Genomic DNA, 15,268 nt, shown 5'->3' with positions numbered 1-15,268 from the left:
GTGAGAACAATTAGCCCGCACGGACATGAATGCCACTTTATCCATTTTCGAATATAAAAATATTCTATCACACACTCCGAAAAACTACCGTGCTTCCACCCTCTCGATCTTTACCCACAACGATTTGGGACGCGATGCGGCTTTTCAATTCACTCACATGGGAAATAATCCCAACGGTCCTTCCCATTTGTTGTAACTGGCCCAACGCTTTCATCGCCGTATCCAGTGTCTCCTGATCCAAGGAGCCAAATCCCTCATCGATAAAGAGGGAATCCAGATGAACCCCTCCGGAATAACTCTGCACCACATCCGAAAGACCGAACGCCAGGGACAGAGACGCGAGAAAAAGCTCTCCACCGGAAAGGGTTTCTACCGCACGTGCTCCACCCGTATAGGCATCAAATACTTCCAGATCCAATCCTCCCAGGGCATTCCCGCTGGTGATGGCCGTTACGCGGCTGAGACTATAGCGTCCAGAACTCAATGTAGCAAAAAATTGATTTGCCGAAGAAAGGATATCGTCCAGCATGACCCCCAGTACAAACTGATGTAGGGGAACCTTTCGCAAATTTTTACCCGATAGGAGGGCTGACAAGCGGCTTGTACGCCCGTACTTTTCTTCCAGCTTTTTCCCTTTCTCTTCCAGTTTCTGTAACCGTTCGAGAGAATCTTTGGCTGCAAGGGCCGTTTGCTCAAGTTTTCCCACGGCCTGCGCCGCTTGCTCAGCCGCCTCTTGTGCTTGAGACTGTTTGGTTCTTTCCGCATCGACATCCGGCCGATCCTTGCCTTCCAATTCCTGGTTCAATCGTTTTACCTGTTGCCGTACACTCTCCACAGCGGCATCATAGGCCTGCAACGCACGCTCCAAGGCCTCCAACTGTTCCGGAGATAACATCATCGCTGCATAATCATCGTCTCTCCCCAATCCAGAGTCCGCCAAGGCTTGTTGAAGCTGTTTGGCCGCAACCGCCTCTGCCTCCTTTGCCTCTCGATATGCCTGCTCCGCGCTCTCCAATACCGCTTCTGCAGCCGCTGCCGCCCGTTTCGAAATATTTGCATGTTCCTCAATCTGGCGGGCTAAATCGGCATTTTTCTTTGCCAGGTTCCGCACTTCGGTTACGCGGCGTTCAATTGCAGACAGTTCTCTCCACTCTCCCAACTTGTCCGACAACTCCTGCTCCAAGGATGCCTGTGTTTGCTGTTCACTGCGCAAAAAAGCGATTTTCTCATTGCACCTGGAGAGATCTCCTTGCGCCTGTTCGCGCTGTGCACGGCGTTCCTGAAGCCGTTTTTGCGCGCTTTCCAATAGACTTGCCGCTTTCTGCGCCTGTTGTAAAGCATTTTGCGCCTCCTGTAGTCGCGTACTCCGTTGCGCCGGCCTGGGATGTTGTACCGATCCACATACAGGACAGGGAATCCCCTGTTGCAACTGTGTTGCCAGGGAAGCTGCGGCATCCTCCTTGATCAACCCCTGTACATCTTCCAACAATTTCGGGAGAAGAGCGCTCTGCTGCAATGCATTTTCAATGTAAGCATTGCCGTCAGCAACTTGCCGGTCTGCCGTTTTAAGGCGCTCCTGGGCTTCTTTCCGCTGCTTCTCCAATAAGACAAAACGTTGTGCAAGCTCCTTTTGCTTTTCCCGGAGCTCCTGTCTCTTGCAGGCGTTCTCGCGGAATCCCTGCAGCCGTTCTTCCTCTTTTGCGAGTTCCGACAGCCCCGCACGATAGCGTTCTGCGAGGGGCAGCTGCTTTTGCGCAGCGTTTTGCTCCGCTTCTGCCTTTGCCAGCTGTTGCTTTGCATCTGTATATGCCTGCCGTTTTGTCAAGAGATCCTTTTGTGCAGACCTATATGCTGTAAAGTACGGATATACGCCTGCGGCCCGGCGTGCCAACGCCAGTTTTTGGCGCTTTTTCTCCTGATCTTCCCGCTGTTGTTCCAATGCATGCGCCTGTATTTTTTGTCTCTCTAATGCAGTAAACTGTTCTGCCAAGGCCTCAGCTGCACGCAATGCACCATTTTGCTTTTGCAGCGCCACGGAAGCAGCCAGCTGCGCTGCTTTCGCCTTGGCCAATTCTTCCCGGAGGACAGCTTCTCGCTCTTCCAAAAGGGGAAGGGTTTCCACCCCCTCCCGCTCCAAGATGGAACGTTTCGCTGCTTCCAGCTCTCCTGCTTCCTTCCCCAATCGGGCGGCCATTTCTTTCAGGTTGTGAACGGCCTGCTCCCAACGACCTGTCGCAAACAGGGTTTGAAACATCTGCGCTTTCTCACGGGAACTGGACAGAAGCAGCTTCAGGAAGTCCCCCTGTGGGAGAACGATTACCTGCGAAAACTGTTCACAGGTCAGTCCTAAGATTTCTTCTGCCTTTTCCCGCACACGGGATTCTGCACCTGCTAAAAGCAGGGACCATTCTCCATTCTCCATACGGTAACAGGCATGCGTCTCTTTTGTCTTGAGAACCCCTGTCCCGCGCGCCTTATATTGGGATTGCGCCCGAGTAAATCGATAGGTTTCGCCCGACAACTGAAAGACAAAATCGACCATGGTTTCCGCGCCCTGCGGCGCGGCGGCACAGCGCATACTGTCCCAACTACGCCGCCCGCCGGTTGCCTTACAATAGAGTGCAAAGCACATAGCGTCCAGTATCGTCGTCTTTCCGCCGCCAGTGGCGCCGGTAATCAAGAAAATGGGGTTGTCTCCCAACAGACGGAAATCCAGCTCTGTCCGTTTCAGGTACGAGCCAAACGCCTGCATGGTCAAAGTGACCGGCTTCATACGTCCGCCCCCTCTCCACGCATCGCCTGTAAAAATAAATTTCGATCCGCCGCGTCCACTTCGGCTCCACATATTTGTTGTAAAAATGCTTCAAAGATCGCTGTATCGTCTGTCTTTCGATGTAAAAGTTGCTCTCGCAGGGCGGCGTTTTCTCCAGTTCCCACACGAGAAAGCCATTGCGAGTTAATGCCCAATAGATTGGGAAAATAGGGGCGCAGCCGGTCCATCGGCATGTACACCGGAGATTCGTCCAGCAATTCCACATAGAGATAGTCCTCACTCGGCGTATGCTTTCCCAGTTCCAAAAGTTCTTCCATGGTCCCGGAGATGGTTCGCAAATCACGCATCGGCTGCACAGGGATGCATTCCGTCTGTACCTGTCCATCCTCCAAAGTGACCAATGTAACGGATTTTCGATGCATGGATTCGTCAAAAGAATACTTGAGCGGGGACCCTGCATAACGTCCATTCGTTCCCGCCTTCTGAGGACGGTGTAAATGCCCCAATGCTACATAGGAAAAACCGTCAAAACATGCCGGATGGACCTCCGAGCTTCCGCCGACAAAGGTGGGGCTTTCCGAGGCAGAGGTCTCCCCTCCCATCACAAAACAGTGCGCAACCAATAGGTTGACCGCCCCGGGGATAAGCTGTTCGCGCACACGATCCAATACCGCCCGGTAGGCTTCCTGAAAGCCCCGTACCTCTCTGCCCAAAAGCTGGCGCACTTGTTGGGGCTCAAAATACGGCAATAGATAACAATGCACGTTCTCCGGAAGCAAAAGCGGTTGAAAGACATCTTCCAGCTTGGTTGCAATGGTCACCCCGCTTTGACGCAGCAAAGGCGTTCCCAGCGCCATTCGATCGGCCCCATCATGGTTGCCGCTGATTGCCGCCAGCGGAATGCCAAGGCGGTGGGTCTCCTCCACAAAATGGTCAAACAACCGGATTGCCTCTACGGGCGCAATCTGCCGGTCAAAAACGTCCCCTGCCAGAAGAATCAAATCGGGGTGTTCCTGCTCCATAAGGGGCAGAAACACCCGGTTGATAAAGTACGACTGATCTTCTAAGAGAGAACGCCCATACAGCATCTTCCCCAAATGCCAGTCGGAGGTATGTAAAATTTTCATAGCGGTACAACCTCGTTAAAGACAGCGTATGTTTTTGCAGTGATCTTTCGGTCGATGTGGAGCGAACCAAAAAACCACCGATCATAGGTCACCCGCTTGACCAACTCATCAAAGAAGGCATCCAACTGATTCGTACTGTCCTTGGGATTGACTTTATGTGCTGGCATGCCCGGCGCCGGCTCATGCGTTAGAATGTAATCCACCTGAAATTCATTGGCGCGCAGCTGATCGACGGCCGTGCGCATTTCACTCAGATTGGGCATCTCACGTTCCCACCACTTACCGGCGTCTATATACATCTGCTTTTCCGTGCTCTCTCCTCCGCCAAAGGTAAAGATTTTTTTCCCTTCAAGCGTATACACCTGGCCACGCATCAGATGATAAAGATTCCCGCTGATTTGCTGAACCTTCCCGCCGTTCCAATCTGAAATCGGATATGAGTCTAATAAGTCGAAATTCTCATGGGTGCCATCCACAAACAGAATCTGATATTTTTTACTTCCAAGCTTTTTGAGATTTTTTTCTTCCTTTGGCCCGCCGTCCCAGAGAAAGCCAAAATCTCCACAGACGATCAACGTATCGCCCTTTTTCAGCTTGCGCAAGCGGGAGTCCTCAAAGCGCGCCATCTCCCCGTGCATATTTCCTGTGATATAAAGCAAAGAGTGTCCCTCCTTAGTCAACTGCCGAATGGCTAATTGTAAAGATTTTTGTATCAGCCTTTATCTTTTGCCCAATAGCTGGTATACTTTTTATTAGGCTATTTGAAACGCAATACCAAGATGAATTTGTCCTGAACGACCATACTATATATTTTATAATCATATCACATTGGAGGCAAAAGTTCCATGAAAAAAAAGCTCTTTCCTATTCTGTGTTTCTTTTTGGTGCTGTGCTGTATGCTTCCCGCAGCCCAAGCAGGCGCTGCAACTTTTAACATCGATTTTGAAACCTATTCCGCCGCAATTGAGTTGGTAAACCTGGACACGGATACGATTGTCTATGAAAAGAACGCAACGGCCAGGCGGGAACCAGCTTCTACCACAAAAATTATGACCTTCATTGTTGTCAGCGAGCAGATTCAGGACCTGGATAACACGCAGGTCACGGTGACAAAGGAGGTAGTCGATCAGTTGTTGGGAACGGGCAGCTCTCTCTCGGCATCAAAGAAAACGATGTCCTTACGGTTATGCAGCTGCTGAACTGCATGATGGTGCCTTCCGGCAACGATGCCGCCTTAGTATTAGCCGATTATATCGGCAATGGTGATTCCAACGCCTTTGTGGAACTGATGAATGAAAAGGCGCAGGAACTCGGTTGTCAGGACACCCACTTCACAAATCCACACGGCCTGCACGATGATGAACATTACACAACCGCACATGATCTCTACCTCATCACCAAATACGCGATGTCCCTGCCACATTTTACCGATATTTGTGACCAAACACGTTATACGTATACCCCTGTAGGCGGCCCTGAGGCCGGCCAGCAGCGTACATTGGTCACGACAAACCGTTTGATTGACCCGAACCTGGACCCGGACCTTTATTACCGCTACGCGCGCGGAATCAAAACCGGTTCCCATGACCAAGCGGGTTACTGCCTGGTTTCTACAGCCACCAGAGGCGGCTACAGCTATCTGTGCATTGCACTCGGTTCGCCGAGTGTGGATGAAAACGGCAATAAAATCACCACACGGGGTGAAATGATTGATTCGAAGAATCTCTACGAATGGGCATTCAACAACCTGAGCATGAAAGATGTCTTAAACAGTGAGGATGCGGTGGGAGAGATCACCCTCAAGTATGCCTGGAATAAAGATAAGATCTTGCTGGTCCCTGCAAAAAATTATTCTACAATCATGCCGGACAGCGTAGACGTCTCCAGCATCATCTTGACCAAACATGTGCCGGAAGAAATTGAGGCGCCAGTGAAAAAGGGCCAAAAGATTGGCACCGCCACGCTGAGTTACGCGGGACAGAATCTCGCCACGGTGGACCTGGTGGCCGCGGAATCCGTAGAACGCAGCGAACTTTTACACTCAGCCTGACACTGTAAAATCGATCTTTACTTCTACCTGGTTCCTTGTCATCGCAGGGATCATTCTTTTCCTGTTGTTGGTCTATTTCATCCTCGCTTTGATCTACAACCGCAAAAAGAAAAATCTTCGTAAGGTTAAAAAATATCGCCGGATGTAACTGTTTTCCATTGTTTTCCGTCTTTCCCTATAATAACCAATATTTGTGATAGAATCCTAAATAGTTTGGGATATATTTGACATTCTGTGTCAGAAATGATATATTTAATGAGAAACATTTCTTGACTGATAGGGAGCATGCTTTATGAAATTCAGTCGTTCCCGTTGGTTGCGGATACTTGTAGGAATTGGTGCTCCCCTGCTTGCTTTGGGAGGATTGTTCTATCTCTATCGATATGGAAGTCCTTTTGTCTGTGTTTTTTATCAATGGACGGGGTTTTACTGTCCAGGATGTGGAGCCGGGCGCGCATTATTTTCAATGGTACATGGAGATTTTTTGGCCGCGCTTCACTACAATGCCTTTTTTCTGTTGGCTTTTCCTTTTTGTCGCTTATTATCTTATTAAGCAATATATTCGCTTTGTATTCCGAAAGGACCCACTTCCTTTTTTCCAGATAGGCCTATCGGCTTATAATGGTATTATGCTTTTGGTCCTTCTCTTTTGGGTTTTACGGAATATTCCGGTATTTCCCTTTTCTCTTTTGGCACCCTGAAAGATAGATTTTTCTGAGACTGAGCGGAATAAGGACCGTATGTTGAGCTATTCAAAGGAAAATCCCATCCAATTCACATTTCCCTCACAGAAGTAGCATAAGTATTGGATAAGCTGTCTTTCATAAAAGGCCAAGGGACTAACGAAGTATCGGATTTTTATTTCGTGGATTAAACTCTTTTGCCAGTAGAAAAGGGGATTACATCCCTTTTGGGAAAGAATGTGGTTTTGTTATCTCTCCAAATTTAAGAATTTTGAAGAAGAGCCTGTTCTAAATTGGATGAATCTTTGTACACAAGTTTTGATTCAGGTATTATTTTAAACAACATTATATTTATTGCAGGAGGAAAAGAACATGAGTACGTGTCCAAAATGCGGCAGCAATGTGCCAGATGGTGCAAAATTTTGCCCAGAATGCTCTTATAACTTGACCGAGCAGAATGACGGCGCCAATAATGCTACCCAGGCGGAGTTCCATGCACAACCGGCTTACAACCCACAGCAACCAAATAACAGCGTCCCCCCACAGGGGTATGATAGTTATCAGGCGCCCCCGCAGCAGCCTGGTTATACGCCTTACCAGCCATCTCCCAATGGTGGTGGAATACAGACGAATCCAACTGTGCTGTTGGTTTGGTCGATCATCAACTTGATTTGCTGCTGCCTTCCGCTCGGAATTGTGGGCCTTGTTTTTACACTTACTGCCAAAAATGAGTTCACACCCGAAGGGCAGGAAAAGAAGCTCAAAAATGCGTTCGTTTGTAACCTGATTGGTACAATCGTCGGTTTGATTGTAGAAGTAATCTATTTCTTTGCCATCTTCCTGACAGCATTTTAATTTTTTACATCATGTAGGTCGAGCAGATAGATGATTGAAACCCAAACATACCTTTCAAAGCCGCTCTTTTGCGAAGCAGCAAAAGAGCGGCTTTTTCTATAAAGAACTATGGGGAGGGAAATCCCGGAGCATTTACTATGACAAGAATCGTATGTACATGTTGGGCAATTTCGCCTATAGGGGTGTAAGAAGGCCTATCGTCTTTATTTCGCTAAAACCTTTTTATTCTATTGTATACTTTTGACAGTACTTGATACAATAGGCCCTCAGCAGCAAAACAGGTGATTTTCAGATGCGACAAGGCCCCAATGGTACAAGCCCACGCCTAAAAGTGTTGGCACGCAATCTGCCGTTTACGAAAGACTGTTGGTTGCCTCCCGTTCACTTGATACTCGAAGAAAAAACTTTTTGTGGGGCATTACCATCGACAGAACTAGGATTTTTTGAAACTAATAAAAAAACCGCCTGTGGAAAGTTCCACAAGCGGTTTTACATTCTTTTGTTAAATTACTTAACTTCGACTTCTGCGCCAGCCTCGGTGAGCTTCTTGCTGATTGCGTCAGCGTCATCCTTGGAAACGCCTTCCTTAACAGCCTTCGGAGCGTTGTCAACAACTTCCTTAGCTTCCTTCAGGCCCAAGCCAGTGATCTCACGGACAACCTTAATGACAGCGATCTTGTTGCCGCCAGCGCTCTTCAGCACGACGTCAAACTCGGTCTTCTCTTCAGCAGCCGGAGCAGCGCCAGCAACCGGAGCAGCAGCAACAGCAACCGGAGCAGCAGCGGAAACGCCGAACTCCTCTTCGAGAGCCTTAACGAGCTCGGAGAGCTCCAAAACGGTGAGTGCCTTAACATCTTCGATCAGCTTAACAACTTTATCAGACATGATAATACCTCCACTATTTTTTATTCATAATCATTTGTTTACGCCCACATGGCGCTGGACCAATAAAAACAATTATGCATTCGCAGCCTGTTTCTCCGCGATTGCATTCAACGCAACAACCAAGCCCTTCATCGTACCATTCAACACGGTGACGAAGCCCGTGATCGGTGCATTCAAGCCGGACAGAGCCTGCGCAACCAAAACTTCCTTGGACGGGAGCTTTGCCAGGTTCTTAACACCCGCTGCATCGATGACCTTTCCGTCAACGAAGCCGGCCTTGATTTCAAACGTCTTACTCTTATCCGCAAAGTCGCACAGAGCTTTCGCACTGCCGGTGTAGTCGTCCTTGCTGATGGCAATTGCAGTCGTTCCCTCCAGAACGGAGTCCAGACCTTCAATTCCAGCATCCTTCAAGGCCAACTTCAGCAGCGTATTCTTGACAACCTTATATTCGCCAGTCTCACGCAGCTGCTTACGAAGCTTCGTGTCTTCTGCGACAGTGATACCCTTGTAGTCGACGATTACGCCAATACAAGCGCCCTTCAGGCTCTCAGAAAGTTCTGCAACAACTTGCTTCTTTTGTTCCAATACCTTCTCGCTTGGCAAATGGATTCACCTCCGTAACCAAAATAACATTCCCATGGGGACGGAGCAAAGAAAAAGCCCTTCCCAAACCGGGAAGGGCGTAAAACACATTCTCACGCTGTTTAACACAGCAAAACATGTTCTGCGGCTCTATCCTCGGCAGGCTGGGAAACCCCATTACGCAATGCGCCTGCTGTCTTTGAATAAAGAACAGCAACGAATCTGCTCTCCATATTACAGGAAGCAGTATTTATCTTAACACAGGGACAAGCCCTTGTCAAGAAGCAGTGCCAACTTTGTTCGGGTTCATTTTGACACCCGGGCCCATCGTGGTAGCGACCACGCAGGAACGGATATACTGACCCTTAGCAGCAGCCGGCTTCGCCTTAATGATTGCGCCAATGAGCGCATCGAAGTTCTCTTCCAGCTTCTGTGCGCCGAAGGAAACCTTACCAATGACGCAGTGAATGATGTTGGTCTTGTCAAGACGGTATTCAATCTTACCAGCCTTTGCATCTGCGATTGCTTTACCGATCTCACGCGTAACGGTACCAGCCTTCGGGTTTGGCATCAAACCGCGGGGACCGAGGATCTTACCGAGGCGGCCAACCAGACCCATCATATCCGGAGTCGTGATCAGCACGTCAAAGTCCATCCAGTTCTCGCTCTGGATCTTTTGAACCATCTCTTCTGCGCCAACAAACTCTGCACCAGCCGCTTCTGCGTCTTTTGCAGCGTCGCCCTTGCAGATTGCCAAAACGCGAACTTTTTTACCAGTGCCGTTCGGCAAAACGATAGCGCCACGAACCTGCTGGTCCGCATGACGGCTGTCAACGCCCAGCTTGACGTGCACTTCTACTGTCTCGTCGAACTTTGCGGTGGCAGTCTTTACACAGAGCTCCAACGCTTCGTTCGTATCATAGAACTTGGAACGGTCGACCTGCTTTGCGCTGTCGACATATTTTTTACCGTGTTTCATTGGTTTTCCTCCCTATTGAGTGGTAAATCGGATTTGTTCCTCCCACCCGGGTGATCAATCTACGACTTCGATGCCCATGCTGCGTGCAGTGCCAGCGATCATGCTCATAGCAGATTCGACAGTAGCAGCGTTGAGGTCGGGCATTTTCTGTTCGGCAATCTTCTTGACCTGCTCACGGGTAATCTTTGCAACCTTTTTCTTGTTCGGCTCGCCCGATGCGGTTTCAATTCCGCAGGCCTTCTTGATCAGAACGGCCGCAGGCGGCGTCTTTGTGATAAAGGTAAACGAACGGTCCGCATAGACCGTGATAACAACAGGAATAATCAGTCCTGCGTCTCCCTTTGTGCGCTCATTGAATTCCTTTGTGAACGCCATAATGTTGACGCCGTGCTGACCGAGAGCCGGTCCAACAGGCGGCGCCGGCGTTGCTTTGCCAGCCGGTATCTGGAGCTTAATCAAGCCCGTAACCTTTTGAGCCATTTTCTGCACCTCCAAAATTTGTGGTAAATGGCGGAACAAGCATTTTAGCCGTTCCTCCCACAGGGGAAGCGGTTCTTTATGCTCCCCAGGGGACTTCGTCCCTCATAATAAGCGGTTGCCCGCATATTACCTCACTTGCCGACACGTTGGGCAAACCCCAACGGCCCGGACCCCTTCGGGTCCTTATTCCATTGTTTCCGCCTGGTCGAGCTCCAGCTCCACCGGCGTTTCCCGTCCGAACATACTGACTGTAACACGGACGCGGTTCTTTTCTAGGTCGACTTCCTCCACGGTGCCGACAAAGCCCTCCAAAGGACCATCGACGATCTGGACGGAATCGCCTACGCCATAGTTGACTTCCACCTCGCGTTTTTCCACGCCGAGCTTGGCCACCTCTTCATTGGTGAGCGGGATCGGCTTGGAGGACGGACCGACAAACCCTGTGCATCCGCGGATATTCCGCACGACATACCAGGACTCGTCCGTCAAAACCATTTTGACCAGCACATATCCAGGGAAAATCTTGCGCTCCACATCGCGTTTCTTGTTATCCTTAATTTCGGTAACCGTCTCGGTGGGAACGCGGATCTCCTGAATCAGATCCTGCAACTGACGGTTTTCAACGGTTTTTTCCAGGTTGGAGGCCACTTTGTTTTCATACCCGGAATAGGTATGAACAACGTACCATTTTCCTTCTTCGGGCATAGCCATTCCTCCGCTTCCTACTTGGCGATGTTCATAATCAGCCCCAGCAGGTTCATAAATACGGTGTCCAGCCCAAAGATGAACAGACCGATGACAAGGATGGTCACCAGGACAACGCCTGTGTTTTTAAACACAGACTTTGGGGTTGGCCACACAATCTTTTTGACCTCATTCTTAACGTCGCGAAGGAACTTGCCTGTGTTCTTGAAAAAGCGGACAAATGCGTTTTCCTTCTTGTCCGACTTTTCCGTCTTTGCCGGCTTGTCAGCCTTAACGGCCTTTTCGGTGTCCTTGACGGACTTCTCGGTATTTTCTGGCATTTTCTGTCCCTCCGTCCGGATTACTTCGTTTCCTTATGAAGCGTGTGCTTCCTGCAGAAACGGCAGTACTTGTTCATCTCAAGTCTGTCCGGATCATTCTTCTTGTTTTTCATAGTGTTGTAGTTGCGCTGTTTGCACTCTGTGCAGGCTAATACGATTTTCACTCTCATGACGGCACCTCCCGTTATACGGAACAATTTTCAAGGATCTGCGCGGTTGCACAGTTCCCCGGACCCACGTTCGTTGCAGGCCCACAGCCTCCCTCAAAAAAGGGCACAAAAAAAGAACCCCAATTTATGAGGTAAGATAACTATACCATACCCTCGCCCAACGGTCAAGGGAATTTTTCGAAAAACTTGCGAAAAAGCCGCAATTTCCCTAGACTTTCCCGATTACAAGGGATAAACAGCCGTTGTAGCGCCTCGATGAACGGACACTGCAACGGCGCCTCCCTCTCAGCCGCTAGCTGATAAGAGTTCCCTGCTTCAACGCAAGTCGTTTAACGTCTCCGCTGAATATTTCTTTTCTTTCTTTTTCTTTTCCGGTTTTACGGTCTTTCCCCGATATTTTTTTCCCGCACGGTATGCTTCCTGCAGCTCTTTGCGGAACTGAGGCACCATCTTTTGTTCCACAACCTCCGGGTCGTGAATCCCGTTCAGCAGAACGATGGTGATAATCGAACGCACATCCATGTCCCCTGCAACATACATATCTCCCAAAACATCGCAAAGGCGTTTCATCTGCTCCGGCCGCGCAGAGTTTAAAAAGGACTCTATCTTGGGCAACACGTGTTCCCGCGCAAAGGTCACCCCGCGCACCATCCCATACCAGGAACGCTCTTCCGTGATCTCCTCGCGCAATTCCGGGAAAATTCCCACAAGGCGGTTAAAAAAGAAAAGCGGGTCCGCATTGTTTTCGCCGCCCTTTGACTTGCGCTTTGCCGTCTGGACCGCTGCCACACGGCGAGGCCCTTCGATGGTTTCCACAAAATCGTTGGCAATACTCTCCGCCTCCGCGAGCGGCCGCTCTTCCGGCTCAAACAGCCAGCGGGAAAGGACCTTCCACTTTTCGTCCGGACCATCCTCGGTCATTGCGCAGGCCCGCAGTTCAAACTGCTTTTTCTGCTCGTCAAAAAAGACGCTGTATGCCACACTCTCGCCGACAAACAACGCGGTGGTTTCATTCTCACCGTTTTTGTCCCGCTGGAATCCCTGCGGCGCGAGCGAAGCGCCCGTTTTCTCTACAATCAGGTCAAATGCCTTCTGATCCAACAATTATCACTCCTGCTCTATGAAAGCCGTCCGCACCCACGGACCCTACGGCTGTTCTGATCCTTTTTCTGTTGATTATACTACATATTTATTTTTTTGTCACCATACTAATTTATTGGCGGCACGTTGCCCCTTCCACGGTTTATCGGCGAAATATCCAGCAATTCTTTGTAGCAGCGTCTTGCGTTGGCAAATGTAGAGATTGCGCAGAATTGGGCCGTGTGTTATCATATATATTCAAGGGTCCGCGTGTAGCCAATGAGTCTTAACACGCAAAATCCCGAATAATCCAGGAGGTTATATCTTATGGAGAAACGCAGGATTGCCGTGATTTTCGGCGGATGTTCTTCGGAGCATGAGATCTCCCGACTTTCTGCAAAATGCGTTGTTGAAAATATTTCAAAAGAAAAATATGACGTGATTCTTGTAGGCATTGATAAAGCTGGCCGATGGTTTCTGACGGACAGTTCTACAGAGGACATTGCAAGCGGCGCTTGGGAACAAAATCCAAACAACCGTGTTGCATTCCTCTCCCCTGACCGCTCTGTAAGGGGACTTGTGGTCATGAATGGCTGCGGCGCCTGTGAAACGGTAAAGCTCGATCTGGTTTTTCCCGTGCTACATGGAAAAAACGGCGAGGATGGCACCATTCAGGGCCTATTCCAAATGGCCGGCATTCCTTTTGTCGGCTGTGGGACCTCAGCTTCTGCCGTGTGCATGGATAAAGCAATCGCTCATACCCTTTTGACCGGCGCGCGTATCAAACAGGCCAATTATCTTTGGTTCTTTGCCTGCAACTATTCCGGCGAGGGCATCGAAAAGATCAAACGAAAGGTCGAGGCGCGTCTCGGCTATCCGGTCTTTGTCAAGCCCGCCAATGCCGGTTCTTCTGTAGGAGTCAGTAAAGTAGAGCGGGAAGAAGATCTGGATACAGCGGTCTCCAAGGCCGCCCGCGAGGACAGCAAAGTGGTCATTGAGGAATGCATTGTCGGCCAGGAGGTCGAATGCGCCGTAATGGGAAACGATGTCCCCAAATCCTCCATTGTGGGGGAAATCGCTCCTTCTGCCGACTTCTACGATTACGACGACAAATATAAAAACGGAACATCACAGCTCTATATCCCTGCACATCTCGCGCCGGAGGTTTCCGAAGAGCTCCGTCACACTGCGGAACGTGCATACCGTCTCTTGGGCTGCACAGGTCTGGCGCGTGTCGATTTCTTTGTGCGGGGTGGGACCGAAGTTCTGCTCAACGAGCTCAATACATTGCCCGGATTCACCTCGATCAGCATGTATCCCAAACTTTGGGAAGCATGTGGCGTGCCGATTCCAGACCTGTTGGACCAATTGATTCAGCTCGCCTTTGAAAAGGAAGGCCGGATGTAAGAACGGGAAGGGATAGGGAGCAAAAAATATGGATAACCGACCAATCGGCGTTTTCGATTCCGGGCTCGGCGGCCTGACAGCGGTCAAAGAGCTTTTGGAGATTATGCCACAGGAACACATCGTCTATTTTGGCGATACGGGGCGTGTGCCTTACGGTTCCCGAAGCCAAGAGACGATTCTAAAATATGCCGCCCAAGACATCCACTTTCTGACGGAAAACCGTGTCAAAATGATTGTTGTTGCGTGCGGCACCGTCAGTTCTCTGGCCAGAAACCTCAAAAAGCCCCAGGGTGTCCCTTTTATCGATGTCCTACATCCGACAGCCCTTGCAGCATCTGCTGCAACGCGCAACAAGCGCGTGGGGGTCATTGGGACCTCTGCCACGATCCGCAGCGGTTCTTATCGCAGAGCCCTTGCAGAGATCGATTCGGAAATCCAGGTCTACGACCGCGAGTGCCCCCTATTTGTTCCTTTGGTCAGAGAACGGCTTTGTTGCAGATGACGATGAGGTCACCCGCCTTGTCGCGGAGCGTTATCTTGGGGAGTTGCGAGATGCCGGTGTAGACACACTCATCATGGGATGCACCCATTATCCGATTATCAGCCGGATTATCGGCGCAACCATGGGAAAGGAAGTTACGTTGATCGACAGCGGGCGGGAGACTGCCTTTTGTTGCAGCAAGGTGCTGGAAGAGCGCGGCCTTTTGTGTGACCGTCCCGCCAAGGGGGACTGTTCCTTCTATGTGAGCGACCGGGTAGACGATTTCTCCCGCATTGCGGGCATCTTTCTTGGCAGGGACATCGGCCAGGAGGTCCACCAAATCGACATCAACCGCTATTGACCCAAGGTAGGGGGAATGTAAAAATGCAGGAAAATTATTTAATTTCCATTTTGGGACGCCAGCAGGTGGACGGTGAAACCGGCGAGGTTCAGGTCACCACGCTCGGTTCCTATGTAAAAAAAGGAAAAAATCGTTATATTACCTATAAAGAATATGACAGCGAAGAAGAACGGAAAGCCGGTGACCTCTGTGCTGAAGGTCGAAGGAAATGACAAAGTGACCCTGATGCGCGGTGCGGGAAGTACCCGTTTGGTTTTGGAGAATGGCAAACGTCACCTCTGTCAGTACGACACCGGCTACGGCAACATGATGATCGGGATCTTCACC

21 protein-coding genes and 1 other annotated feature are annotated in these 15,268 nt (G+C 50.0%); of the genes, 10 read left to right on the top strand and 11 right to left on the bottom strand.

Features of this window, described 5'->3' with window-relative positions:
• Nucleotides 1-67: 67 nt before the first annotated feature.
• Genes ACGCCZ_RS01280 through ACGCCZ_RS01270 form a run of 3 tightly spaced genes read right to left on the bottom strand, consistent with a single transcriptional unit; the run spans nt 68 to nt 4,559 of the window.
• Complete coding sequence (locus ACGCCZ_RS01280; RefSeq protein WP_411655097.1) at nt 68-2,773, bottom strand: AAA family ATPase; 2,706 nt, start codon at nt 2,771-2,773, stop codon at nt 68-70.
• Nucleotides 2,770-3,900 carry an exonuclease SbcCD subunit D gene (locus tag ACGCCZ_RS01275; protein WP_411655096.1) on the bottom strand — a complete coding sequence of 377 codons (1,131 nt, stop codon included), beginning with the start codon at nt 3,898-3,900 and terminating at the stop codon, nt 2,770-2,772. Before ACGCCZ_RS01275 ends, ACGCCZ_RS01280 begins: the two co-directional genes overlap by 4 nt.
• Nucleotides 3,897-4,559, bottom strand: a complete 663-nt coding sequence (locus ACGCCZ_RS01270) for a metallophosphoesterase (RefSeq protein ID WP_085531663.1) — start codon at nt 4,557-4,559, stop codon at nt 3,897-3,899. The genes ACGCCZ_RS01275 and ACGCCZ_RS01270 overlap by 4 nt, the downstream gene beginning before the upstream one ends.
• 186 nt (nt 4,560-4,745) lie before the next feature.
• Here ACGCCZ_RS01270 and ACGCCZ_RS01265 point away from each other — a divergent pair, with 186 nt between their 5' ends.
• The 5 genes from ACGCCZ_RS01265 (at nt 4,746) to ACGCCZ_RS01245 (ending at nt 7,488) form a co-directional block, all read left to right on the top strand.
• Nucleotides 4,746-5,099, top strand: coding sequence for a hypothetical protein (locus ACGCCZ_RS01265; RefSeq protein WP_411655095.1), 354 nt, complete (start codon nt 4,746-4,748; stop codon nt 5,097-5,099).
• The gene (locus tag ACGCCZ_RS01260) at nt 5,087-5,950 is read left to right on the top strand and encodes a D-alanyl-D-alanine carboxypeptidase family protein (RefSeq protein ID WP_411655094.1); all 864 of its coding nucleotides are present in this window, start codon (nt 5,087-5,089) and stop codon (nt 5,948-5,950) included. Before ACGCCZ_RS01265 ends, ACGCCZ_RS01260 begins: the two co-directional genes overlap by 13 nt.
• Before the next feature lie 13 nt (nt 5,951-5,963).
• Entirely contained in the window at nt 5,964-6,098 is a 135-nt protein-coding gene (locus tag ACGCCZ_RS01255) for a hypothetical protein (protein WP_411655123.1), read from the top strand.
• Nucleotides 6,099-6,242: 144 nt separating this feature from the next.
• Entirely contained in the window at nt 6,243-6,503 is a 261-nt protein-coding gene (locus tag ACGCCZ_RS01250; protein WP_411655093.1) for a DUF2752 domain-containing protein, read from the top strand.
• 502 nt (nt 6,504-7,005) lie between these two features.
• Entirely contained in the window at nt 7,006-7,488 is a 483-nt protein-coding gene (locus ACGCCZ_RS01245; RefSeq protein ID WP_411655092.1) for a CD225/dispanin family protein, read from the top strand.
• Nucleotides 7,489-7,995: 507 nt separating this feature from the next.
• On the opposite strand, the gene rplL is transcribed toward ACGCCZ_RS01245, so the two are convergent.
• The 8 genes from rplL to ACGCCZ_RS01205 all read right to left on the bottom strand — a co-directional run bounded on the left by rplL (nt 7,996) and on the right by ACGCCZ_RS01205 (nt 12,716).
• Nucleotides 7,996-8,373: a 50S ribosomal protein L7/L12 gene (gene rplL / locus ACGCCZ_RS01240; RefSeq protein WP_082402120.1), complete on the bottom strand. Its 378-nt coding sequence runs from the start codon at nt 8,371-8,373 to the stop codon at nt 7,996-7,998.
• A gap of 72 nt (nt 8,374-8,445) precedes the next feature.
• The gene (rplJ, locus tag ACGCCZ_RS01235; RefSeq protein ID WP_054323567.1) at nt 8,446-8,979 is read right to left on the bottom strand and encodes a 50S ribosomal protein L10; all 534 of its coding nucleotides are present in this window, start codon (nt 8,977-8,979) and stop codon (nt 8,446-8,448) included.
• 41 nt (nt 8,980-9,020) lie between these two features.
• Nucleotides 9,021-9,179: a sequence feature (ribosomal protein L10 leader region), on the bottom strand.
• 56 nt (nt 9,180-9,235) lie between these two features.
• Entirely contained in the window at nt 9,236-9,937 is a 702-nt protein-coding gene (gene rplA / locus ACGCCZ_RS01230; protein WP_054323566.1) for a 50S ribosomal protein L1, read from the bottom strand.
• Nucleotides 9,938-9,991: 54 nt separating this feature from the next.
• Nucleotides 9,992-10,417, bottom strand: a complete 426-nt coding sequence (rplK, locus tag ACGCCZ_RS01225; protein ID WP_054323565.1) for a 50S ribosomal protein L11 — start codon at nt 10,415-10,417, stop codon at nt 9,992-9,994.
• Nucleotides 10,418-10,600: 183 nt separating this feature from the next.
• Nucleotides 10,601-11,122: a transcription termination/antitermination protein NusG gene (nusG, locus tag ACGCCZ_RS01220; RefSeq protein ID WP_054323593.1), complete on the bottom strand. Its 522-nt coding sequence runs from the start codon at nt 11,120-11,122 to the stop codon at nt 10,601-10,603.
• Nucleotides 11,123-11,139: 17 nt separating this feature from the next.
• Nucleotides 11,140-11,442: a preprotein translocase subunit SecE gene (gene secE, locus ACGCCZ_RS01215; protein WP_082402119.1), complete on the bottom strand. Its 303-nt coding sequence runs from the start codon at nt 11,440-11,442 to the stop codon at nt 11,140-11,142.
• A 20-nt stretch (nt 11,443-11,462) separates the two neighbouring features.
• Complete coding sequence (gene rpmG / locus ACGCCZ_RS01210) at nt 11,463-11,612, bottom strand: 50S ribosomal protein L33 (protein ID WP_054323564.1); 150 nt, start codon at nt 11,610-11,612, stop codon at nt 11,463-11,465.
• Between the two features lie 315 nt (nt 11,613-11,927).
• Complete coding sequence (locus ACGCCZ_RS01205) at nt 11,928-12,716, bottom strand: DUF7674 family protein (protein WP_411655091.1); 789 nt, start codon at nt 12,714-12,716, stop codon at nt 11,928-11,930.
• A 303-nt stretch (nt 12,717-13,019) separates the two neighbouring features.
• On the opposite strand from ACGCCZ_RS01205, the gene ACGCCZ_RS01200 reads away from it, so the two are divergent.
• The 5 genes from ACGCCZ_RS01200 to ACGCCZ_RS01180 all read left to right on the top strand — a co-directional run.
• Nucleotides 13,020-14,099: a D-alanine--D-alanine ligase family protein gene (locus ACGCCZ_RS01200; RefSeq protein WP_054323562.1), complete on the top strand. Its 1,080-nt coding sequence runs from the start codon at nt 13,020-13,022 to the stop codon at nt 14,097-14,099.
• Between the two features lie 28 nt (nt 14,100-14,127).
• Nucleotides 14,128-14,601 carry a glutamate racemase gene (murI, locus tag ACGCCZ_RS01195; RefSeq protein WP_411655090.1) on the top strand — a complete coding sequence of 158 codons (474 nt, stop codon included), beginning with the start codon at nt 14,128-14,130 and terminating at the stop codon, nt 14,599-14,601.
• A complete protein-coding gene (locus tag ACGCCZ_RS01190) occupies nt 14,564-14,941 on the top strand; it encodes a glutamate racemase (RefSeq protein ID WP_411655089.1) in 378 nt (125 codons plus the stop codon). The genes murI and ACGCCZ_RS01190 overlap by 38 nt, the downstream gene beginning before the upstream one ends.
• 23 nt (nt 14,942-14,964) lie before the next feature.
• On the top strand, nt 14,965-15,153 hold the full coding sequence (locus ACGCCZ_RS01185; RefSeq protein ID WP_411655088.1) for a DUF1934 family protein: 189 nt from the start codon (nt 14,965-14,967) through the stop codon (nt 15,151-15,153).
• Nucleotides 15,095-15,268 (top strand): DUF1934 domain-containing protein (locus ACGCCZ_RS01180; RefSeq protein ID WP_411655122.1); only part of this gene is annotated, 174 nt, incomplete at its 3' end. The genes ACGCCZ_RS01185 and ACGCCZ_RS01180, both read left to right, overlap by 59 nt.

Source organism: Anaeromassilibacillus sp. SJQ-1 (assembly GCF_046693725.1).
Lineage (GTDB): Bacteria > Bacillota > Clostridia > Oscillospirales > Acutalibacteraceae > Anaeromassilibacillus.
Note: the sequence above shows the minus strand (reverse complement) of the source record. Positions and strands in the feature narration are given on the sequence as shown.